At 69.7% G+C, this 22,385-nt stretch carries 17 protein-coding genes; 9 read left to right on the top strand and 8 right to left on the bottom strand.

Annotation, left to right across the window (positions count from 1 at the left end; translation table 11 throughout):
* Positions 1–471 precede the first annotated feature (471 nt).
* From ACFVYI_RS39400 to ACFVYI_RS39425, 6 genes are all read left to right on the top strand, one after another.
* Positions 472–3,027 (top strand): Helicase associated domain protein, encoded by a 2,556-nt coding sequence (locus tag ACFVYI_RS39400; protein WP_387894528.1) that lies wholly within the window; start codon positions 472–474, stop codon positions 3,025–3,027.
* Positions 3,028–3,096: 69 nt separating this feature from the next.
* Entirely contained in the window at positions 3,097–4,500 is a 1,404-nt protein-coding gene (locus tag ACFVYI_RS39405; protein ID WP_387894530.1) for a DNA-binding protein, read from the top strand.
* Between the two features lie 122 nt (positions 4,501–4,622).
* A complete protein-coding gene (locus ACFVYI_RS39410; RefSeq protein WP_387894531.1) occupies positions 4,623–5,504 on the top strand; it encodes a TnsA-like heteromeric transposase endonuclease subunit in 882 nt (293 codons plus the stop codon).
* Positions 5,505–5,536: 32 nt separating this feature from the next.
* Positions 5,537–7,876 (top strand): Mu transposase C-terminal domain-containing protein, encoded by a 2,340-nt coding sequence (locus ACFVYI_RS39415; protein ID WP_387894533.1) that lies wholly within the window; start codon positions 5,537–5,539, stop codon positions 7,874–7,876.
* On the top strand, positions 7,873–9,138 hold the full coding sequence (locus ACFVYI_RS39420; RefSeq protein WP_387894535.1) for a TniB family NTP-binding protein: 1,266 nt from the start codon (positions 7,873–7,875) through the stop codon (positions 9,136–9,138). Before ACFVYI_RS39415 ends, ACFVYI_RS39420 begins: the two co-directional genes overlap by 4 nt.
* Positions 9,139–9,323: 185 nt before the next feature.
* Positions 9,324–9,824, top strand: coding sequence for a TniQ family protein (locus ACFVYI_RS39425; RefSeq protein ID WP_387894536.1), 501 nt, complete (start codon positions 9,324–9,326; stop codon positions 9,822–9,824).
* Between the two features lie 516 nt (positions 9,825–10,340).
* Here the strand turns inward: ACFVYI_RS39425 and ACFVYI_RS39430 are convergent.
* From ACFVYI_RS39430 to ACFVYI_RS39450, 5 genes are all read right to left on the bottom strand, one after another.
* Positions 10,341–10,523, bottom strand: coding sequence for a hypothetical protein (locus ACFVYI_RS39430; RefSeq protein WP_387894538.1), 183 nt, complete (start codon positions 10,521–10,523; stop codon positions 10,341–10,343).
* 251 nt (positions 10,524–10,774) lie between these two features.
* On the bottom strand, positions 10,775–12,616 hold the full coding sequence (locus ACFVYI_RS39435; protein WP_387894539.1) for a hypothetical protein: 1,842 nt from the start codon (positions 12,614–12,616) through the stop codon (positions 10,775–10,777).
* Entirely contained in the window at positions 12,613–13,092 is a 480-nt protein-coding gene (locus tag ACFVYI_RS39440) for an ABC-three component system middle component 2 (RefSeq protein WP_387894541.1), read from the bottom strand. Before ACFVYI_RS39440 ends, ACFVYI_RS39435 begins: the two co-directional genes overlap by 4 nt.
* Positions 13,089–14,108, bottom strand: a complete 1,020-nt coding sequence (locus ACFVYI_RS39445) for an ABC-three component system protein (protein ID WP_387894543.1) — start codon at positions 14,106–14,108, stop codon at positions 13,089–13,091. The genes ACFVYI_RS39440 and ACFVYI_RS39445 overlap by 4 nt, the downstream gene beginning before the upstream one ends.
* An 881-nt stretch (positions 14,109–14,989) precedes the next feature.
* A complete protein-coding gene (locus tag ACFVYI_RS39450) occupies positions 14,990–16,933 on the bottom strand; it encodes a hypothetical protein (RefSeq protein WP_387894545.1) in 1,944 nt (647 codons plus the stop codon).
* Between the two features lie 143 nt (positions 16,934–17,076).
* Between ACFVYI_RS39450 and ACFVYI_RS39455 the strand changes: the two genes are divergently transcribed.
* The gene (locus tag ACFVYI_RS39455; protein WP_387894547.1) at positions 17,077–17,283 is read left to right on the top strand and encodes a hypothetical protein; all 207 of its coding nucleotides are present in this window, start codon (positions 17,077–17,079) and stop codon (positions 17,281–17,283) included.
* Between the two features lie 667 nt (positions 17,284–17,950).
* On the opposite strand, the gene ACFVYI_RS39460 is transcribed toward ACFVYI_RS39455, so the two are convergent.
* Together ACFVYI_RS39460 and ACFVYI_RS39465 are read right to left on the bottom strand one after the other, a co-directional pair.
* Positions 17,951–19,009: a hypothetical protein gene (locus ACFVYI_RS39460; RefSeq protein WP_387894548.1), complete on the bottom strand. Its 1,059-nt coding sequence runs from the start codon at positions 19,007–19,009 to the stop codon at positions 17,951–17,953.
* Positions 19,010–19,218: 209 nt separating this feature from the next.
* The gene (locus ACFVYI_RS39465; protein WP_387894550.1) at positions 19,219–19,518 is read right to left on the bottom strand and encodes a hypothetical protein; all 300 of its coding nucleotides are present in this window, start codon (positions 19,516–19,518) and stop codon (positions 19,219–19,221) included.
* A gap of 304 nt (positions 19,519–19,822) precedes the next feature.
* Between ACFVYI_RS39465 and ACFVYI_RS39470 the strand changes: the two genes are divergently transcribed.
* Positions 19,823–20,056, top strand: a complete 234-nt coding sequence (locus tag ACFVYI_RS39470; protein ID WP_387894552.1) for a hypothetical protein — start codon at positions 19,823–19,825, stop codon at positions 20,054–20,056.
* A gap of 155 nt (positions 20,057–20,211) precedes the next feature.
* Here ACFVYI_RS39470 and ACFVYI_RS39475 read toward each other — a convergent pair whose 3' ends face one another.
* Positions 20,212–20,526 carry a PadR family transcriptional regulator gene (locus ACFVYI_RS39475; RefSeq protein WP_387894553.1) on the bottom strand — a complete coding sequence of 105 codons (315 nt, stop codon included), beginning with the start codon at positions 20,524–20,526 and terminating at the stop codon, positions 20,212–20,214.
* Between the two features lie 941 nt (positions 20,527–21,467).
* Between ACFVYI_RS39475 and ACFVYI_RS39480 the strand changes: the two genes are divergently transcribed.
* Entirely contained in the window at positions 21,468–22,151 is a 684-nt protein-coding gene (locus ACFVYI_RS39480; protein WP_387894555.1) for a DUF1524 domain-containing protein, read from the top strand.
* The last annotated feature ends 234 nt before the right edge of the window (positions 22,152–22,385 follow it).

Raw genomic sequence — 22,385 nt, forward strand, 5'->3', positions numbered from 1 at the left:
CCGCTTCGCTCCATGGTGCCGGTGGGCTGATGCCCGTTCACATGGTTGAACTGGCGTCCTGGCTGAACTCGCGACAGGCTAACTAGGGAGAGGGGTGGCCGTGAGGGGGCGTGTTCCGCTCGGCTTCACTCTCGTCAGATTGGTCTAGTCCACGGTCTAGACCTCCATTTTGACCTCCAGGGCGAGGAGAGTGCGCTACCCTGACAGGGTGAGCAACGGCCGCCAGCGTATCAGTCTGAGAGCGTCAGGTGATCCTGCCAAAAGTGGGATCCGGACCCCAGGCCTTCGGGCGTTCACCAGATTTCCCAATCGGGGACCGATATCCTGCAAGACAAGCGCTTATATCCGACTCGATATCCTGTCATGCTGTTTCTCGGGCCGGTCCGTCGAATGTATCAGCAGGACACTGTCAGAATTTCCCGCGTGGTCCCTGCTGTGGACTCGGGAATGGGTGAGGGGAAACACGGTCTCGTGAACGTCGTAAAGCCCGGCCTGAAGGCCGCAGAGGCCGCCTCGGGCGTCTCGCTGCGCGGGCACCAGGAGGAGGCCCTGGAGGCCATCGTGCGGGGCCTCACCCCCCGTCCCGGCCAGTCCTACCCGGGCGGGATGCGGGTGACGGTGCAGATGGCCACCGGCTCCGGGAAGTCCTTCGTCGGGGCGGCGGCCGGCCAGAAGCTGGTCCCGCGTGGCGTGGTCCTGGTCGTGGTGCCCACCCTGGACCTGCTCGTCCAGATGATCGGCTCGTGGCGAGCTGCCGGCCGTTCCGGGGATATGCACGCCATCTGCTCCCTGGTCGACTCCGAGCTGCCGTACGGGGTGATGGCATCCACCAGCCCGCTGATGATCGGCATGTGGCTGTCCAACGCCCTGAAGCACCGCCGGCCCACCACCCTGTTCGCCACCTACACCTCAGTCGGGGCCGTCGCGGACGCCTACGAGTACTGGGCCCAGAGCAAGGGCGAGCTGCTGCCCCCGCTCGGGCTGATGGTCTGCGACGAGGCGCACCGCTCCTCCGGCAGCGTGGAGAAGACCTGGACGGTGGTGCACGACCAGGCCGCGATCCCCTGCGCCCGGCGGCTCTACATGACCGCGACCCCCAGGATCTGGGCGCCGCCCAGCAAGGCTATGAGGCGGCGCGAGGACGCCCACCAGCCGCTCCCGGAGGAGTTGGCGGTGTCCATGGACGACCAGCGGATCTACGGCCCCCACGTCTACTCCCTGGGCCTGGCGGAGGCCATCGACAAGAAACTGTTGGCGCCGTTCGAGATCGTGGTGCTGGAGCTGCGCGACCCGGTCAGTGACCGCAAGGCCGCGGAGCAGCAGGGTGTGCCGTGGGGGCCCGGGGTGGGTGAGGCCGAGGACGGGAGCGAGGACGAGGTTCCGGTGGAGCGGCTGGCGGCCATCCAGGCCGGCCTGCTCAAGACCATGGCCGAGCGGGACATCCGGCGGTGCATCACGTTCCACAGCCGCACGCTCGAGGTCCGGTATTTCTCCGAGACGCTGAACCAGACGGCCGAGAAGCTGCACTTCGAGAACCCGCAGAAATATCCGGCCGAGGTTTGGGCGCAGTGGCTGTCCGGTGAGCACGAAATCGACTACCGGAAAGAGCTGATCGGCGACTTCGGGAAGAGTGAGGAGGACGACGGCCTCAAGCACAGGATCTTCAGCAACTGCAAGGTCCTCGGCGAGGGCGTCGACATGCCGAATGCAGACGCTGTTCTTTTGCAGGGCAGGGGCAGCATGGTAGATATCGTCCAAGCCATCGGCCGGGCCCTGCGTATGCAGCCCGGCGAAGGGAAAACAGCCAGCCTGATCGTCCCCGTTTTCCTCAAGGCCGGGGAGCAGCCCGGGGACATTCTGGAGTCCGATTCCTACGGGCCGCTGGTCAAGATTCTCACTGCGTTGCGCAGCCATGACGAGAAGGTTGTCGAGGCGCTCGCGGTGCCGCAGAAGTCCGGCAGGCGCACGAAGGGGCGCAGCGCCGAGTGGGTTGCTAGGCCAGGTGAGGGTGGGTCAGGCGGTTCAGGTACTGGGGCGTTCACGCTGCCGGTGCGGTTCGAGAGCAACGTGGACGAGAACGTGCTCGCCCTCTTCATCGCCTCCCGGGTCCTGATCGGTGAGACGCAGCTCTGGCGGGAAGGCCTCGGGCACGCCAGGCGGTGGTTCGAGGAAACCGGAGGGCTTGACGTCCCCTATTCCGCGCTCGTCGGGGAGAACGGTAATTACCCGCTCGGGAAATGGCTGTCGGAGCGGCGCAGCGAGAATGTGAACGGTGAATTGGCACGCCACCGGGTGGAGATGCTGGACGCGCTCGGGATGATCTGGTCCGTGAGCAATGCCCGGTTCGAGGCCGGGCTCGACTGGGCCAAGGTCTGGGCGAAGAGCCACGGCGGCTCCCTGGCCGCGCCGGCCCGGGCCTCGGTTGGCGGGTACGCGATCGGCACCTGGCTCTCCGAGCTGCGCGCCGCCGCCCAGGTCCCAGCCGGGCAGCAGGGCGCGCTGGCGCCTGAGCGGCGGGCGGCGTTGGAGGCCATCGACCCGTGGTGGTGCCCCGCCTGGCCGATCACCTGGCAGCGCGTCTACGCGGTCGCGCGGCTGTGGTGGCTGGACTCCGACGGCCTGGTCGACTGGACGAGGCTGCCCGAGTCGACGGTGTTCGAGGGTGAGCAGCTCGGCCGCTGGGTGGTGGCGCAGCGGGCCGGCTGGCCCGGGCTGGAGGAGGAGCAGCGGGACCTGCTGACGGCGATCGGCATCGCGGAGGACCCGAAGCTGGTGGCCGCGAAGCAGGCTGCCGAGGCGAAGCCGAAAGTGTCCCGGACCGACCGGTTCCAGCTCCACTTGGCCGCCTTGGCGGAGTTCGTCCGGGAGCATGGTCATGCCCGGCCTGCCCGCACTTACAAGAGCCCTGATGGCCTGTCACTGGGTGCTTGGACGAACAACGTCAAGGCAAGGCGGGCCAGGCTCAGTACGGAGCAGCTCGCGCAGCTCGCTGCGCTCGGCGTCGAGTGGGCGGTGGAGGGGGTGTAGGCGACACGGATGGGCGGTGGTCGGCTGCTTCTCTCTTGGCGTCGGCTGTTGTTCGGAAGGCTGGGGTATATGAGTTCTGGGATCTTCTGTGTGGCTCCGCTGGCTGGTGAGACGGTCTGGTCGCTGATGGGGCGGGTCGCTGAGCGGTACGGCGTGCCGGTGGCTGAGTTGCGGGCATTGTGGGAGTGGAAGAACCAGCCGCCGCGTGCTCCCGGCGTCGGTGGGGTCCGCCCCGACGCCGAGATCCTCCTGGACCCCGCCGGCCAGGATCTGATGGTCGCGGTGTGCCGCGCTGACCGGCGCAGCCTGGAGCGGGCCTTGCCTGCTTGGTCGGCTGGGCCAGGAGCCTTCGCTGGGGTGTCGCCGGGCGGGCGGCCTCAGGCTCGGTGGCAGTTGGGTGGGGTGGTGCATGGTCCGGTCGCGTACGCGTGCCGGCTGTGTACGGCTGGGCGCGCCGGTCAGGATGTGGTCGCCGCGTGGTACCGCGAGAGGTGGCAGCGGGTCTGCCCGCGGCATGGGCGGTGGCTGTTGGGCGCGGGGGATGGCCATGGCCTGGAGCACCTCTCCCTCGCTGACTGCCCGGAGATCGCGGCGGCGCAGCGGCGCTGGCCGGTGGTGGCTGCGCGGGCGGTAGCGGCCGGGGTGGAGCCGTCGGCGGTGTTCTCGGTGGCATGGGCGGTGGTGTGCCAGTGGTGGGAGCTGGCGCTCGGGTGGGAGCGGGAGCGGTGGTGGCCGGCTCGTCTTCACGCGCTGGCCGGTGGGGACGCGGGATCGGGCGAGGGGTTTTGGTGGTGGCGGGTGGTGGCCCGTGAGGCGGTGCTTTTCCCCGAGGTCGTCGCTGTGGCCGAGGCACTGCTCGATCCGGCGGTCGCGGAAGCGGTGTGGCGGGACAGCGGCGGCGAACGCGTGCGTCCCTTCCCGGGGGACGGTGAGTTCGTCCAGGAGCTGGGGCGCAGGCTCGGGCGGCCGTGGCTGGGTGAGGTGGACGCGGTCGCCGGCAATGGTGCTCTGGTCAGGTGGCGGGGCGCGGTGGTGCGCCGGCGCCGCGACGTCGGGCAGGTCGGCGAGCGGGACGTGGATCCGTGGTGGCTTCCACGCGAGGAGCAGCCGGTCTCCGTGGCCGCACAGTTGAGGACATTGGCGCAGCGCGCGGACGGCAGCATCAGTTGGCGGGCCAGCGTGCCCCGGGAGGAACGTGCGTGGATCGGTGAGAAGGTCCGTGAGGCCGCTGACCTGGTGGGCCGACTGGACGTGCATGACACCGCGGCCCTGGCCGTCGCAGCTCGGGAGCTCATTGGCGGACTGCGGCAGAGCGTCGCCGCTCTCGATGAGGCCGTCGTCGCGGTCGCGACCGCGGCGCATCACGCGGGTGTTCCGCTGGACAGCTTGAGCGTGTGGTCGGACATGTCCGTGGAAGAGCTCTCGCAGGATGTCGTGCGGCACCGGGCGGCCTTGGAGGAGCGGTACGGCTGAGAGGGCGGCGGTAGCACGGTGGCGAGGCTTGGCGGGGTGGTTTCGACGGGACGTCGCCCGTGCGGGTGGGTGGTGGCTGTCCCGCTCTATCTGCGGCGTTCTCACGTACTTGACTGGTCGTCATGGCGGACATGAGCGTGCCCGGACCGGCTGTCGCGGCTGAGGGCTTCGAGGCGGTCTTCGCCGTGGACGGAGGTCTTGAGCAGGAGCGGTGGGAGCGGGCTGCGGCGCGGGTGCGGTTCGAGGATCTGCCCCCGGTGTCGGCCTTCCCGATCGTTCCGGGCAAGCGGTGGGGGCCGGGCTGGTGGTGGTCGGCCACGACTGGTGGGCATGTGGCGCACGGGTCGGCGGCAATGGTCGTGCAGTTGATGCTGCTGGACCGCGACCCGCAGGTGGTGGGGATGGCCGGGCGTCCGCTGCGGGTGCTGTGGCGCGAGGGGGACGGCCGGGTTCGTTCCTGGGTGCCCCAGGTGTTCGCCCGGTACGCGGACGGGACGGCGATGCTGGCCGACTGCCCCGGTTCCCCTGAGGCGGGCGGGGCGGCGGCGCAGCGGGCGGGCGCGGCGCTGGGGCAGGCGTGTGCGCGGGTGGGGTGGGTGTATCGGCGGTTGCGGGCTCCGGATCCGGTGGTGGTGGGCAATGTGCGATGGCTGGCGGGGTACCGGCATCCGCGATTTCAGGGGGCGGAGCAGGTGGAGGCGGCGGTGTTGGAGGCGTTCTCGTGTCCGCGGCCGCTGGTGGAGGGGGTGCGGGCGGTGGGCAATCCGCTGGTGGTGCTGCCGGTGGTCTATCACGCGCTGTGGGCGCACCGGTTGCGGGCGCCGTTGGACCGGCCGTTGCACGGCGGGACGCTCCTGCGCCCGGGGCCGGCCTGGGCGGCTTGCGGGCCGGGGCTGGCTGCCGGTGTTGGTTCCGAGGCTGGGGGTGTCAGCGGCGGCCGGGCCGCTGAGGGCCGGGCAGGCGGCAGTGGTGGTCTGGACGCGGGTGCGGAGGTGGAGTGGTGAGCCGGGCGGCGGGGAGTCGGCCGGTGCTTGCGGTGGGCGCTCACGTGGTCTTCGAGGGCCGAACCTGGCAGGTCGTCGGCGTGCTCGGGCAGCAGGTACGGCTGGTCGACGAACAGGGAGGCGCGGCGACGCTGCTGGCGAACTACCTGTTCGCCGCCGATGACTTCGCCCTGGTCGGCGAGACGCCGGCGGCGGTGCCGCAGTGGGGGCTGTTCGCGACGGTGCCGCTGCGCGAGCAGGAGCGAGCCCTGGCCTGGCAGCGTCACATCCGGGAGGTGGAGACCGGGCGGCTCGAGGTGGCAGGCGAACCCGGGCGGGAGCCGAGGCCGGAGTACGACCCGGCCACCCGCACCCTGGCCCAGCGTGAGCTGGCCAAGGCGCAGGAGCTGACCGCGGTCGGGTTCGGGAGGATCTCGCGTACCACGGTGCAGCGCATGCGCCTGGAGTACCGCAAGAAGGGCCTGTGGGGGCTGGTCGACCATCGCTCCACCCGCAGCTACAGCCCGACGGGGCGGGCGGACGAGCGGGTGGTGGCGGCGGTCCTGGAGGCGATGCGGCGCCAGCGCGGCCGTTCCAAGGGCACCGTCAAGGGGCTGCGGCAGCTGACCGCGCAGGTGCTGGATGAACGGCACGGGTCCGGCAGTGTGCGGGTGCCGCCGATGGCGACGTTCTACCGGCTGGTGAGTGTGCTGGCCGATCCGGGCGAGCGGCTCGGCAGCCCGGCCCGCACCGCTAGCAGACCCGCCCGCCCCTTCCGGCCGACCCAGGTCCTTCGGCCAGGTGAGCAGGTCATGCTCGACACCACCCGCCTGGATGTCTTCGCGGTCTTCGACAACGGCACCGTCGGCCGGCCTGAGCTGACGATCGCCCTCGACGTCGCGTCCCGCTCGATCCTGGCCGCCGTCCTGCGCCCGGCCAGCACCAAGGGCGTGGACGCCGCGCTGCTGCTGGCTGAGATGGCCGCCCCGCACCCGGTGCGGCCGGCCTGGCCGCGGGTGCTGGAGATGTCGCGAGCGCCGGTGCCCTACGACCTCATGGTCGACGCAGACGACCGGCTGCGGGGCATGGCGGCGCGGCCGGTGGCGGTGCCCGAGACGGTGGTCGTCGACCGCGGGCGGGTGTTCGTCTCCGAGGCGTTCTTGGCCGCCGCCCAGACTCTCGGCATCAGCGTGCAGCCCGCTCCCCCGCGCCAGCCCGCCGCCAAGGGACCCGTCGAGCGCACCTTCGGCTCGGTCAACAGCCTGTTCTGCCAGCACGTCGCCGGTCACACCGGCTCCGACCCCACCCGGCGCGGAGCCAGCGCCGAGAGCGAGGCGGTGTGGAGCGTGGCGCAGCTGCAGGACCTACTGGATGAGTGGATCACCACCGAGTGGCAGAACCGGCCGCACGAGGGGTTGCGGCATCCGTCGATGCCGGCCGTCGCGCTGTCCCCGAACGAGATGTGGGGCGCGCTGCTGGGCACCTGCGGCCATGTTCCGGTGCCGCTGACCGGGACCGACTACGTGGAACTGCTGCCGGTGGTGTGGAAGCCGATCACCGAGCGGGGTATCCGTATCGACCATCGCACCTACGACGACCATTGTCTGAACCCGCACCGGGGCCGGCCCTCCGGTGTGGGTGCGCAGCGGGGCCGGTGGGAGGTCCATTACAACCCGCACGACCTGCGGCAGGTCTGGGTCCGCCTGCCGAACGGTGAGTTCGTGGCGGTGCCGTGGATCCACGGCGAGTACGTCCACCGCCCGCTCGGCGATGACCTGTGGCAGCACCTGAAGGAGACGGTGGAGCGCCGAGGCGGCCGGGAGCAGCACGAGGCCGACCTGGCCCAGGCCCTCGCCGATCTGCTGCTCAGGGTCCGCGCCGGTGAGGCCAGCGCCCGCGAGCAGCACCTGGCCTCCCGCCAAGCACCTCTGGCGCTCCCCCACGATCTGGGTGCGGACACCAGAACCCGCGGCGGTCGAGGGGACCAGGGCCGGACCGTACAGGACACCGCCTCCAACGGGTCCAACCGGTTCTATCCCGGTCCCGGGTCGCAGCACGGCGCTGCGGATCCGGTCCAGCGGTCAGCGGGCGGCGACCGTCCCGCCGAGGCGGTGACCGAGACGCCTGGCGAAAGGAGCGGCGACTGCGGGCAGGCCGCCGAGGTGCCGCTCGGCGGCCTGCCCCGGTCTGCAGGGCTGCGGGCCGTATCGCGGACGGGCTCGCGCGGCACCGACAGCACCCCCGATCCGGCGGGGGCGGGCTGGCCGGATGAGGAGAGTCTGGACAGCCTCGGCAAGGACGACGAGGACCTGGGCGACGATGCGGCCTGGACCGACGAGGAGGAGGGCGGGTTCGCTCTGTACGACGCTCGCAAGGAGGCCGAACTGTGGTGAACGACAATCCTGCCGAGCAGGCCGGGCAGGACCGGGATGCTTCCCCGACCACGTGGGAGCTGTTCCGCCGCTTCGCCGAGGACCCGCCCTTGGTGCCGCCCGCGCCCGGTGATCCGCCGCGCAGCGTGGAGGAGCGCCTGGCCTACCACTCCCGGTTCGTGACCGTGCGCACTCCGGCCGTCGTCAAGACGCTGTTGGAGGTGCGGACCCTGATGGCGCTGGGGCGCCACCAGCGGGCAACAGCCCGTCCCTCACTGATCGTCACCGGGCCGCCCACCACCGGCAAGACCACCACCCTCCTGGAGGTCGGCCGCACCTGCCACCTCGCCGAGCAGACGCGGGCCGGCCACGCCGCGAGCCAGGTCCCCGTCGCCTACCTGCTGGTGCCGCCCGGCGCCACCGCCAAGGCACTCGCGCTCGAGTTCGCCCGCTACCTCGGCATCCCCGTCTCCGCCCGCATGACCCAGGCCCAGATCGCCGCATCCGTGTGCCATACCTACAACACGGCCGGCGTGAGGCTGGTGATGATCGACGAGATCCACCGCCTCAACCCGCGCACCAGCACGGGGGCGGAGGCGGCCGACTTCCTCAAGGACCTCACCGAGCGGATCTCGGCGACGTTCGTGTACGCGGGTATCGACGTCACCGCCACCGCCTTGTTCACCGGCACGGCCGGTGCCCAGCTCGCCGGCCGCGCGGGACTGATCGACTGCGACCCCCTGCCTGTGGTAGCCCGCACCGGCATCGCCGCGGCAGGCACCGGCGTCACGGGGCCCGGCGTTGGCACCGCGACACGCGGCCGGGGCAGCACCGGCGGCGGCAGCCCGGGCGATGGTCGCGGTTTCGACGGCGGGGGGCCGGAGTGCGGCTTGAGCAGGACCGGGCGGGGACGAGGTGGGAGCAGCACGGACAGTGCCGACAGCAGCCGCAGCACCGGCGGGGGCGGGAGGAGCACGGTGCTGATCCGGCCCTTCCGCGAGACGGTCGCCGCGATGGAGAACGCCCTGGACCTGCAGCAGCACCGCCTGGGCAGCCTCGTACGCCTGGCCCCCTACCTGCACGAGCGCACCGCCGGACGCATCGGCAGCCTCTCCCGTCTGCTGCGCAGGGCCGCGATCACCGCCATCCTCGACCAGAGCGAGAAGATCACCCGCGCCAGCTTGGAGATCATTGCCCTGGACCACCTCGCCGAGGAGCACTACCGGCCCCGGACCCCTGTCCGCCGGAACCCACGGGCCAGCACACCGGTGCGGCGCGGCTGATGACGTCCCGTCGGATGAACCGCCACATCGGGTCGCCCGGGGCTGTCCTGTTGCTGGAGACGGTCGCAGCGGCCGAGGCACGCTCTCGCGGCACCGCGGCGACCAGCCCCCTGCCGGTCCCGGAACTGCCCCGCGCACCGCGGCCACTGTGCCCCATCAACCCGCCGACGGCCGGAGCCGTGCGGGTGCGGCCGATCCCCCACGAGAGCACCGCCTCCTACGTGAACCGCCTCGCCCACGCCTACCGCACCACCACCGCCCACCTCCTCGATGCCCTCGGCATCGCCCTCACCCACCCCAGCAGCAGCCGCGCCGGTGACGGTGCCGGCACCGCCGAACTCCACCTCGACACCGCGGCCCAACACCGGCTCGCCGTCTTCGCCCGCACCCCGCTCGATGACCTCCGGCAGGCCCTGCCCCACCTGGCCGCCGACCCACCCACCACCTCTCCCCCGACACTCGCCCCAGTACCGGTGCTCGCCGCGCCGCGGCAGCCGGCGAGCCACCGCTGCCCGCCGGTGTCTGGCAACGGCTCGAACCCAGCGAACACCCCGTCCTGGCATGCCCCACCTGCACCCTGCGCCACACCCAAGGAGCGACCAGCCGCGCCCACATCCACCCGCCCGCGCACCAGACCCTGTGTCCGCGCCACCGGCACTGGAGCCTGGACCCGGACAACCACCTGACCACCGCCGCTCTACCGGAACTGTGCCAGGCCCAACAGGACCACCGGCGCCTGCTGCGCCACCCGGACGCCGCCGACGCCACCCTCTGGGCCACAGCCATCACGACCCGCTGGTACGACCAGCAGAGCGTCCTCGCCACACGCTGGCAGCACCGACTCCAGCGCCTGGCCGGCAGCAATCCCTACGCCGCCCCTGCCGGGAAGTCCTGGGCCCTTCACGCGCGAGACCTGATCACCTACCCCGAAACGATCGTCCTCGCCCGCGCCCTGGCCACCGCACGCCTGCCCGGACAGGCCCGGCAAGGCACCGCACCCGTACCGCATCCCGCGATCACCGCGTTCTGCCAGCGCACCGCCCACCGCCTCGGCATCGCCCGCCTCACACCCCCACCCGGCGACCTCCTATGGACCTGGATCCGACAGCCACGCACCGCGAGCTGAAACGGCGGCAGCGGCGACAGTGCTGCTCTCCCATCGACGGCCGACCACCTGCGCCGGGCCGGCTTGGCTCCCACGCTCACGGACCATCCACTTTCCGCCGCACGCCGCTTCTGTGCTCCACCACCTCGTGGCGCAGCGGGACCGTGAGCTGCGTCTTCTGGGCCCATGACCGGGCGTAGACGAGGGTGTGGAAACCACCGGCGTGGTAACCACCGCTGCGGATCACCACCTCGGTATCAGTGATCTCTATGGTGAGCATGCGCTGTGCTCCCCACTCGCCCACCAGGTATGGGATTCCCGGGATACTCACGTGCATCCCGTGCGCCACGAGGTTGGCAGGCTAGGGCCGATCTGGCCTCCGTCGAAGAGGAAGCCCCGACCGGCACCGCAACCGAAACCGCAACGAGGCGAGCCGGACATTTCCCACTGGGCTCACGATCTCAGCAGGTCAACGCCCCGTCCAAGCCTCGCTTGGAGACCCGGAACTCATAGTGTTTGGGCGACCAGTTCTCACTGCCTGTCTCGGGGCGGGAAGAATCCCTGGCGTGCCGAGCCGTCAACGCTGAATGCGTGGACGACAGCTCGCCCGCTGATGCTCGCCGGCGGTGTGGGGTTCTCAATCACGATGACCTGCCCCGGGGGGTTTTCGAGGAGGTCCCGGTAGAAGTTCTCAACAACGTCGGCGGTCATCAGCTCGGGATGTTCCTCGTGCGGGTCCTCGGGCCGACGGTAGGTTAGGACCGGCGTGTCGAGTACGACGAAGCCCGGGTGGATCAGGTCGCGAGCAGTGTTTCGGCGCGCCAGTGATACCGCGAAGGCAGCGTGGAGGATGGACCGCATCCCCCTGCCGCGGCTCTTCCGTGGCTGCCCGTCGACGGAAAGCTCAGCGTTCGTCGGGTCATAGGTGACGTGGTTGTTCCCAGGAACGTGCCAGGCTTCCAAGGTCTCATGGATGATGCGCTCGAAGTCGGCGACGTCGGCGGCGGGAATGCCGTCGGGGCGAGCTACTGGCAGAGCAGGTGCCACGGTGGAAAGCGTTGCCTTGAGGTCTTCGAGCTGGTCGATCTGAGCGTGCAAGGCAAGCTCGCTTTCGACCCGGGAGCGGGCATTCAGCAGCTCGGTGGCGTCCGTGTCGACGGGCTGCATCCGTTGATCGAGCGCGTGGAACTCCGCAGCGTTGACCATGAGCTGTTCCTCGCGGGCGGCGCGGGCGGTCTCCATGTCGGCCGCCTGCTCTTCCAGGTCTTCGATCATGAGGAGCAGATCGTTGAGCAGGTCAGTTGTCTTACGTGTCTCAGCAGATACAGACGTTGCCAGCTGGGTGCTCTCGGCGACGTGGTGCTCCGGGTGCTGGTGTTGTGGCTCAGCACCGCAAAAGACGCAGGCCCCGGTCTGGAAGTAGCCCAGGAGGGTGCCAGCTTCACCGACCATCTGGAGCCGGGCCAGGTCCGACTCGTACTGTTCCTTGAGCAGAGCAAATCGCGCCAGCAGCTGCTGGACCTCGGCCGCCCGCTGCTGGGCCGCGAGGTCGATCTCCTCCAGGTCCCGGCGGTCGCGCAGAAGGCTGGTGCGGAGCCCAGCAAGCTCGACGGCAGCGGCAGTGACCTCGCCAAGGGACGCCTGCAGGCGGTCGAGCTGCTCCCGCAGTTGCGACTGGTTCGCCTCCATCGTGAGCTTCTCGCGGCTCTCGTCGAGCAGGTGGTCGATGACCGCGATTTTGCCCTTGCCGAACTGCTTCTCCAGATTGCTTGGCGCGGCAGGACGTTCTGGCTCTTCCTGCCCGCTGAGGAGGAGTTTGAAGACCGACTTCTCCCTGGTCTCGTTCAGCGGATTCCGGGTGCCGAGTACAGGAGAGTGCTGGTCTGCCATACGTGTGTCGTTGACGACGGCCAGGCGCGCGAGGTCCCGAAAATTCAGCGGCAGCACGTTACCGCGACCGCTCTGGAGGATTCTCTGGCCGTCGATCCCCAGTACGGTCAGCAGGTAACGGGAGATGTTCTTCTTCGACTTGGCGTTGTGCTTGAACTTGAGAGTCTCATCCGCGGGCTCGGATGGCACATCTCGGAGATCGTGGTTGAACACCTCGATGGTGTCGTTGCCGATGACACGGGACAGGGTGAGGCTGCGGCCGTCGCTCACCCGTAGGCCCAGGAGGATGCGAGTGTAGCCCTCATCCTCCGGAATCGACTTGAGTTCGCTGGCGCCCAGCATGTAGTCCACGGCCTCTTCGACGTAGGACTTACCTGTGTCGGAGGCTCCGTAGATGACCGTCAGACCGGGACTGAACTCGACCGCAGCCGGGGGCTTGCCCATGCCAAGGAAGGTCAGGTGTACGAGCGTCAGCCTGATCACAGGGCCTCCTCTCCCAGGTCGTCGGGACTCACGTGAATGCGGCCAGACCAGCGCTGGGTGATCTGCTTCATGCCCTCGCGGACGTCCGTTCCTTCGTGCATGTAGGTGCTGGTGAGCCAGTCGGCCCGTTCGACGAGCTGGCCGACGTACGGGGCATCCAAGGCGCTAAGGAAGCTCGCTGCCTCGTCCGTGGCCCCGTACATGAAGCCGTCGTCGGTGGTCGTCATGTCGGCGAGGCCAGCGCGAAGCAGAACCATGAGGCCCTGCTCGATGAGATGGCGGCGCAGGCCGAGCTCGCCGGGGCTGGCGGGGAGGTCGGGGTGGAGGCTGGCGGGACCGTGGTCGAGGTCGCCGCTGTGGAGCATGGCGTGGTCCAGATAGACAAGCTGGGCGACGTCCAGGCGGCGGGGGAAGGTCTGCGACAGGAGGACCAGAGCGCGCATCCCGGCCTCCACGGGGCTGTTGAGGGGGGTCACGAGATCTCCTCTTTGCACCAGGTCAGCCGGTCGTCGTTGGCCAGACGATGACACATGCCCTTGAGATCAATGACCTTCACCACGGGGGCGAGGATGTTCGCCGGGTTCGGTGTGTGGGCGACAGCCGCGTCCAGTACGGCTTCCAGCCGTGCGTAGCCGCTGGCATGGTCACGGTCTTCGATCTCGATCACGGCGTCGTACAGGTCGGTCTCGATCGCGGTGTAGGTCGCTTCCGGGACGCTCTCCTGGGCAAAACGCCAGAGCGACTCGGCGTGGAAGAAGGCGGCACGCTGGCGGAAGAGGTGGCTGCTGACTTTCGCATGGTCGCGGGCCTGTTGAAGCGTCTCCAGGGCGATGCCGTGCTTCGCGTTGTAGGCGTCCAGGAGCTTGCGGACGTAGACAGCCTCATGGGGTGCCTGGTCGGATGGGGCCGGGTCGGCGGCCGGGCGGGGCTTGAGCGGTTGCGGAAAGCGCCTCACGTGGTGGGGCGTCGCAGCGTGCAGGTCGAGAATCTCTTCCAGGTTCCTGGCTTCGAACATCGAGAAGTCCGTCGCCTGCGCCAGTGTTCCCACAGCTGTGCGCGTCTCCGGGCTGAGCATGGGCTTCTTCCCGAGCTTGGAGTCCTTGGCGTCCCACGCAGCGAAGAACTTCTCCTTCAGCTGGGGCGGGTTGAGTAGGAGTCGCTCCAGTTCCGTGCCGATCCTTGGCGCGACAAAGACGTAGCGCGTGGGCAGCTCGTACGTACCGAGGATCTTCGCGACGAAGATCTTGACCATTTCCGGGAAGGCGTCCGACTGCCCGAGCGGCTTGAGGTAGTGCTTGCACTGATAGCAGTGCCACTCACCTGCCGTGCCTTGCTCGGAGAGGCAGGCAGCGACGTCCGCTCCGCGGTCGCCGGCCCCACCCATCCGCTGCACCCGGACGTAGGGCCGACCATCCCATGTACCGAACTGGTGGACCCACTCGACGGTGAAGTCCTCCCAGTCGTCCGCCTTGTAGATGTACTGCAGGTACACCTGAGGCGTGGGCAGGGGAGCGCTCTGCGTCGGCGGGGCAAGCACGACGACCTCTGGCGATTTGGGCTCCGGAAAGCCCTCGAATACCGGCCGGACTCCGTCTCTACCCGGCTCAAGCCTTCCAGCCACACCCACCCCCGGCCTTACTGCCGCGCAAGATCACTCAACGTAGTGATATCACCCCACATGGTCTACCAGGAAGCCCACAGCGGCCACTCCCCTGGACTCGGCCGTAGTCGATCACCCTTCGACCGCGACCGGACCCCGCCGAACTGGGGCACCACCAACCGCCAGCCGAAAACAGAACCCCTCCCCCAACAGACCACCCGCCCGCCAGCCCCCACAGCCGGCTGGGCGGGCCACGCCAAGAACCCTTCCGTTGGACCCGGCTCCGACCCCAGACGCCAATCCCACAGCCCCGGTGGCCCGGTCTCGCCCCATCCCCTACAGGGCTACCAGTACACCGGTGAAAGATCCCAGCAGACCTCAACCAACCCACAATTCCCGGTACACCACCAACAGCCCCAGCTCAGGTACCAAGCCCCGGCCACGCCAGACCAAGACAATCAAGCTTTCAACACCCGACCCCAGCTCACCGGACCGTCACACCCCCAAACCATCCACAACACCCCAACCCAACAACCGACCCCCGCACCTAAAAAGACGAGCCGTCACAGCAGCTCGCCGAACATGGCGTCGAGTGGGCGTAGCGGGCGGTGTTGGGATTCTCGGGGTACCTCCGCGAATCCCGTGCACCGGCGAGGTTGGCAGGTCAGGGCCGGTTGGGTCTCCGTCGTAGGTGGAGGCCCGACCGGGAGCACCGGCTCGACGCCTCGATGGAAGAACCGGATGATTCCCACCGGGCTCACGAGATGCGCTGGTCAGTCGGCGGGGATGCCCGTCGGCTGTGTCTTGTGAGCGGGTGGTGGTGCGAGGGCGTCGGCGGCGCGGGTGTTGCCGCGCCCGAGGAGTTCGGCGGCGATGGCCGGTGCCCGGTTTCCGAGGCGGTCACGTGTCAGTGTGCGTGTGGGGGGCAGGGCTTCCACCAGGTCGGCGTAGTCGGAGAGGGTGCGGGGGCCGAGGGCGGAGAGCAGGGTCTCGGCGTACCAGTCGCTGGACGGGCCGTGCAGGCGGCGGGCGAGCTGGGCGATGTCCGGGACGGGGCGGATGCTCGCGAAGGCCTCCATCAGCGGAGGGACCACGCGTTCCATCTGGCTGTTGCGCAAGGTGGCGACCAGGTCGGCGACTTCTTGGGGTGTTCTCGTTCTGTATGAGGTGGTCATGAGCTGGGCCAGGTCGGTGAAGCCGGCCCGGTGGAGTTGGAGGGCGAGGCGGCCGGTGTCGGTGGGGGTGTAGATGTCCGCGTAGCGCAGGACGCTCTGCCGGGCGTCCTCGTGCTGTCCTCGGCGTGTGAGGTCGCCGACGAGGGCGACGAGCTGGTCGGCCGAGCGGGGGGTGTCGGCGTCGTCGGCCCCAGGGGTGAACGGCTCTTGCGGGGGGCGTGGCGGTGTTTGTGTTCCGGCCGGCTGGTTCTTCTCGGTGGTGGTGGCGCTGGTGTCCTGGCTGTCCTCGATGGCGGGCCCGGTATCCGTCGGTTGAGAGGCTGCGTGATGTTCTCCGGGCTCCGGGTGCGGATCGGTGGTGTCCGGGCGCGGTTGCCGTTCGGGTGCCGGGGCGGTGTCCGGCGGCGTGGTGTCGTGCGGCTCCGGGGTGGCCAGCTCGGCGGGGGCGCGGGCCGGTTGTTCGCCGCAGGGGTGTGTGAGTTCCTGCCCGAGTTCCGCGAACGTGTCGGCCAGGTCGGAGTGGTCGAGTCCGGTCGGCGTCCCGGGAAGGCCGGGGGCGTCCGCCAGGGGCGGAGCCGCCTCGTCGGCCTTGTCGGGTTGGCCGGTGGGCTCCTCGGGTACCCGCGCTGGGTCGTCGGCGGGAGTGGGGTCGTTGGTGTTGTCGTACGGCCAGGACACCTGGTGGGAGGGAAGAGGCGACGCGGGTGGTGGAAGCGGGCTCCAGTAGATGTCCTGGAGGTCCCCGGGGCCGGCCTCGTCCGGGCGTTCGAGGACCGTGCCCGCAACCGGCTGATCGTGCAACGCATGGGTGGGCGGCGGCAGGGAGGAAGGGCCGGCGGTGTCATGGAGCGGAGCGGCCAGGGCTCGGTTCGGTGCCGCCTGATCGCGCGCCCTGGCTCGGTGCGCGGTGATGGATCCGAACCCGGCCTGGGCCGCGGGCACCGGGTCCAGGAGGTCGGGGGCCAGGCTCCATGTGCTGGTGGGTTTCCAGGTCCCCGTCGGGAGGTCGTAGTACTGCTGCAGGTACCTCTGACGATCTGGGTGACGGAGTGTTTCCAGGGCTGCCCGGAGGCGGGCGTTCTCCGCCCTGAGGGCCTCGTTGTCAGCCCTGAGGCCTTCGTTGTCGTGATGGTGGCGGTCGAGTTGGTCCTGGATCTCGTAGTACTGGTACAGGATCGGGTCGTCATGCCGCAGAGCGGGGAGGTAGGTGTCGGTGACGGTCGACCGGTCGTCGTCGCCAAGGGGGCCCGCGTGGTTGTCGGCGAGGTCCAGTAGGTGGTCCAAGACGTCGCGTGGGGGGACCTTGTCGCCGGATCCGATGCGTTGCACGGTCGAGAGGCTGTAGCCGTTGCCGAACCTCTCGGTCAGGTGTTCGGACAGTCTCCGGTAGTTGATTCCCTGGTCTTTGAGCGGTTCCAGCACGTGCGTACGCAGTGCCTTGACGAACGTCTGGACGTCGGGTGCGAGAGCGTCCAGGTCGTCGTTGGTGCGTCTGCCCGGTTTCGCGCCGCGCTTGGGTGCGCCGTCCTTTGTTCCAGACACTGAACGTGTCTCCCCCCTGGTCAAAGGGGTTGTTTCCCCCCTGGATCCGATTGTTCCAGCTTGAGGGCTAATTCGGGTTTAGACCACGGTAGTTGCACCGGCGGATCGCCGGAATCAACCGCACATCGGTCAGGAGGACCACCATGTCCAGGCACAACCCGCGCACTCGGGCCCGCCGTCTCACCCAGCCCACCGACGACGGCAACCGCGAGCGGGGGAACACGGACCGCGGACGTCGCCTCGGACGGCGTCTGGCCCGTATCGGGATCCTGGGCGTCGTACGGGGCGCGGCCGGCACGCTCGGGAGCAGCGGCGTCACCCTGGTCGTGTGGTGGCTGCAGCACCGGTGAATCCACGCCTGACATCACGTCCCGTCACGTGCCTGTACCGCCGCCAGGCGGTGGTGGCCGAAGGGCAACGACGGGCCGGGTTGGGCGCGGATCCTGGCCAGCCTGACTGTCGAGGGTGAGCGGCTCGGCCGGTGGGCACGGGCGCAGCGGGCCAGGTGGCCGGGGCTGGAGGTGCATCACCCGGGCCGTCGGCGATCGGCGTCGAGGAGCATCATCAGGAGCTGGTCGCCGCCAGGCCGCGGACGAGGTGAAGCCGCCGGTGTCCCGCGTCGATCGGTTCGCGCAGGGCCTGGCGGCGCCGGCCGCCTTCGTGGAGCGGGAGCGGCATGCGCGTGTGCCGCGGCCGCGCAAGGAGCAGGTGGAGAGACCGGCCCCGATAGTGAGGAGCGGGTGGTGGTGTCGCGCGTCGCGCTGGGCACCTGGCTCGACAGCCAGAAGGCCCGCCGGGCGAAGCCCGGCTCCGGGCAGCTCGCGCAGCTCGCCGAGCACGGCGTGGAGTGGGCGTAGCGAGCGGGACCCGGCCGGAGCGGTGTCGTGGCCCGGCAGTAGGCTGCCGGGCCGCGAGAAGGCGTTGGGAGGCCGTCACCTGCGGGTGGCGGGCTTCCAGCCGGTCGGTCGTGATGCGGGTGGGCTACTCCCGTCCGACTCGTGGTGCTTCTGGAAGGAGCTACTGCGTCAGCGCGGCGAGGGCCTGGTCAGCCAGCTGCACGCCCATCGTGGCCGCGATGGTGGTGCCGACCTCCAGGAGCTTGTTCTTGAGCTGGGTGGCAGCCTGTCGCAGGCGGCCCGGCTCGGGGGAGTCGGATGACGCCTCGGTGTGGAGGTCCTGAGCGATCTGTTCCAGCTCCGCGCGGTCCGTGTCGGACATGCCCAGGGTTGCGCTGACCTGGCCGATGTATCCGGCGAGTTGGGCGAACAGCGTCGGGTCGACGCCGTCGGAGTTGTTCTGGGTGAAGTGCTGCTGCTCGCCGATGATGACACCCTTGGCGTTCGGCAAGTAGTTGTTGTACGTGGTGCCAGGGCTGGCCTGGTTAACGTGGTCCTGCACGCTTCCTCCTGCCAGGGCGCAGCGAATGCCCTGGGCCGTGATGGTGATGGTGGCGGGGTCGGTGCCGAGGTCTTCGATCAGTTTGTGCTGGGTCAGGTGGGTGAGGGCTTCGCGTAGTTCGATCTCGGTGATCTCGGTGCCGGCGAAGTAGGCCGTGGATGTGGTGAGGAACAGCGTGGGTTCGATCGGGTTCTGGTTGTCGGTGGTGTCGAACAGCCACCGGTGGAAGGCGTCCATGGTGTAGCGGAGCCGGGCGGCGCGGTCCAGGCGTAGTTTCTTCAGGCGGTGGATCGCGGCGCGGCCCGCGTCGGTGAGGTGTACGTCAGGGGGCATGAGGGCGTAGGGGTGACGGGAGACCGTGGCGAGGTCGCGTTGCTCCAGCTCGAAGGCGAGTGCGTCCGGGTCCTCGTCGTGCAGCTGGAGTTCTTCGATGAAGCGCACCATGCTGATGTAGTGCGAGGGGTTCTCCCGGGCCCGGTCGTCCAGCCACAGCAGGAGCCGGGCCAACACCGGGTCGCCTTCGGTGGTGTCGCGACCGGCCGTGGCGCCGCCTTCGGCGGATGCCTCCGTCTGGACCGGTACGCGGATCGGGTTGCGCCGGGCCGCGCGCTCGTAGCCCTTGGCGATTTCCTTGATGTGCTTCTCGATCGCGCGCTGATTGACGGAGTTGCGGGCCACGTTGCCATCCTGACTCTGATGCTTCGGGCCAGCGTACGCGCGGGGTCCGACAACAGGGCGGCCTGGCCGTCCCGAGGTAGGGCATCGGAAGGCCGTCACCTTGTAAGTGACGGCCTTCGGAATTGCGGGCGTCTTCATCGAGCGTCGGCGGCGGTCGCCGGTCGGCGCTGGCCCCTCAGCATCCAGTGTCGGTAGCCAGGGGTTGTTCCCTAGTGGTCCGCGCGGCCGGCCGTCTCGGACGCGTCGCTAAGCTCGATGGCTCGGTGCCGGCGCAACATGCCGACTGCCGCCCGGAGAGACCCGTAGACAACGCTTCCCGTCCCAATGCCATCGGTCAGTAGGCCGTGGAGCCCGTCGGTGAACTGGAAGTAGATGGCCACCGCGCCGACCACAGCGGCCATCGTGTTGGTGGTGCGGGCCTTGCTCTTCAGCATCCAGTCGACCGGCACCCACAACGGTGCCCCGAGGATATGGAGGCGCAGCTTCAGTCCGGCGAGAACAAATCCCATCCCGAGCAGGCGAGCTTGGCGTGGTGTGACCGTGATGCCGTGCTCGGGGGATCCAGCGAGGTCTGCCCGCCAGGCCTCGCGGAGGTGAGCGTGGCGTTGACAGGCGTGGTCCGGCCAAGCGGGCGGCGACGGAGGTAAGCCCCTGGCCCGGCGAGGATGAGCGGCGGGTCCGCGAGAGGTAGCGCCGGATGGGACGGCCTGCAAGGATTTCCGCTGCGGTGAACGTTCGCTCGCGCCGCTTGTGGTTCCGTGCAAGTCGATCGCTCTTCGCCTCAAGAGTGCGAACTGCGGCCATGAGGCCGGCTTGCTTCGCACGGTATCGCTGACCGACTTCCTCGGCGTCGTCGAGGTTTTGGACTTCGTCGCACGACGCCGTGAACTCGGCGTCGAACGCCTCCAGCCTGTCGCGGATGTCGTTGGCTTCCCGGTTGATCTCCTCTCGCACGACGTCGTCCTGGGCCATCTGCTTTCTCATTCTGCGGAGAAGGAGCAACACCAAGTTGGCGGCCGCGCCCCAGAGGCCCGTGAGGGCGAGTAGGCCTCCAGATGCCAGGAGGACTGCGCGCAAGCCGAGCGGCTGGTTGCTCCAGATCTCCAACAGTGTGTTGGACCAGAGTGTGGCGCTGACTAGCCCGAGTACGAAGAGGACGACTTCTGCGAAGCGGCTCCGTGACAGTGCACGCAGGCTGTGGGTCATGCGTTTGCTCCTGCCGTGCCGAAGACGTGGCGACGCCGCTGGCGGGCCCGGAGGGCCTCGGTCGCCTGGAGTCGTCCGGTTCCGGTGAGGTGGTAGAAGCGGCGGGGCGGCCTGCCGGGGTGGGGTGCGGTTTCGGTGAACGACTCGACCCAGCCGCGCTCGGAGAGTCGTTCCAGGATCGGGTAGACGGTGCCGGAACCCAGATCGGCCTTGACGCAGATCATCAGCCCCCACGCGGGGTCGTCGTCGGTCGCGGCCAAGAGGACTTCCAGTACCCCGATGGTCGGCTTGGTCATACGCGGGGTGCTCATGGTCACCATGAGATCACCAGAACGAGCGTTTGTCGAGTACGAGTCTTGTAGTCGATAGACGCTTCGCTATTGCACCACCGATGTCACCGGTCCTGTCCGGTGAGGCACTCGTCAACAGCGCGCCCCTAACGCGACTGGGCGGGGGCGGGGCAGGTCGTCGGCCTGGCGATCGCCGGAACGGACGCGCACCCGGGTGGTCTCCGGCATCGGCACCGGCGTGCTGGTCGGGGTCTGCACCGGCGTCGCGTTGAAGGCGCTGAGCCTGGCGGCCGCGTGGCTGGGTATCTCCGGACGCTGAGCGCCACCGCCCGGGCCGGGGTCGTCCCTCACGGGAGTGCCCCCGGCCCGGGGCGGCGTGTCGCGGGTACCGGGCGGCCATGAAGGGCCGGTCGGCGGGCAGGCTACCGGCATGTCCGAGCGCCGTAACCGCCGCCGCAGCCGCCTGTGCTCCCTCACCGTGCCCGCCGGACCCACGCCGGGCACGGCCGCGTCGGCGGGTGTGCCCCGACCGGGGCGGGCCGTCCCGGTCCCGACGCGGCCGCACGCCACACCTCTGCCGAGCCCGGCCGTAGAAGCGGGCGAGGAACGTACCGGGGCCGCCGGGCGCTGCTGCACGACCGTGCGCAGCCGTGAGGTGATGGACGGCGGGACAGTGCTGGTACTGACCCGTCACGCTCCCGGCTGCCCGACCTGGTCCGCTCGCTGACCCCGACACGGGTCAGGGAGTGTCGCCGGCCCAGTCCCGGTAGGCGGATCGGCGCGACGGGATTCGTAGTGCGCGCGGCCCGGGGTCTCCCGCCAGTGCCTCCTGTGCCGACGAGCACCCGGGACCGAAGTACTTCCTGGGCCGGCGGCCGTCGTGCCGTCAACATCGTCGTGCGCCACGCCGCCAACAGGTGACCGAGCGCCAACGAACGACCGGTCACCGATAGTCCTGGTCCATGATCACCGCTACTCGGTGGCGCCGCAGCGCCACCGTCCTGGCCGCGCTCGCCGCGGTCCTCCTGCCCGTCGCGGCCCCGGCCGCCGCCCTCACCGCCGCCCCGGCCACCAACCCGGTGGCCGCGCGCCGTGAGCTTCCCGAGCCGCCGCCGGCCGACGTCGTCCGAGCCGAGCTCGACGAGCTCACCGTCGAGGCCCCGCACTCCATGGAGGGGTACAGCCGGGAGCGTTTCCCCCACTGGATCAAGATCGCCGGCGAGTGCGACACCCGCGAGACCGTCCTCGCCCGCGATGGCCAGGACGTCGTCCAGGACGAGCTGTGCCGCGCCGTGGCCGGCACCTGGACCAGCCTCTACGACAACAAGACCTTCACGGACGCCAAGCAACTCGACATCGACCACGTCGTACCGCTCGCCGCAGCGTGGCGCTCCGGGGCCGACACCTGGGCCACGGCCAAGCGCAAGGCCTTCGCCAACGACCTGACCCACTCCCAGCTGATCGCCGTCTCCGCCGCCTCCAACCGCTCCAAGGGCGACAAGACCCCCGACGCCTGGCGCCCGCCGGCCGTCGGCTACTGGTGCACCTACTCCCGCGCCTGGACCGACACCAAGCACGTCTACGGCCTCTCCGTCACCGACGCCGAGAAGACCACTCTCAACACCATGCTCGACACCTGCCCGTAGACCGGCACCATCCGGCCTCCCCGATGCGGACGGCCGTCGCCCCATGCCCGGGGCGACGGCGTCCGCATATTCCAGACCTGGTCGCACCCGGTTCCCGGCACGGGGTTGACCGGCTGTCTGAGTCGGGGGGGGGGGGGGGCCGGGGGGCCGCCCCCCGGGGGGGGGGGGGGGGGGTGGTAGGTGGTGAGGGGGCCCCCCAGGGGGGGGCGGGGGCCGCCCCCCGCGACGGGGGGC

Source organism: Kitasatospora sp. NPDC058218 (assembly GCF_042882445.1).
In the GTDB taxonomy this organism is placed as follows: Bacteria; Actinomycetota; Actinomycetes; order Streptomycetales; family Streptomycetaceae; genus Kitasatospora.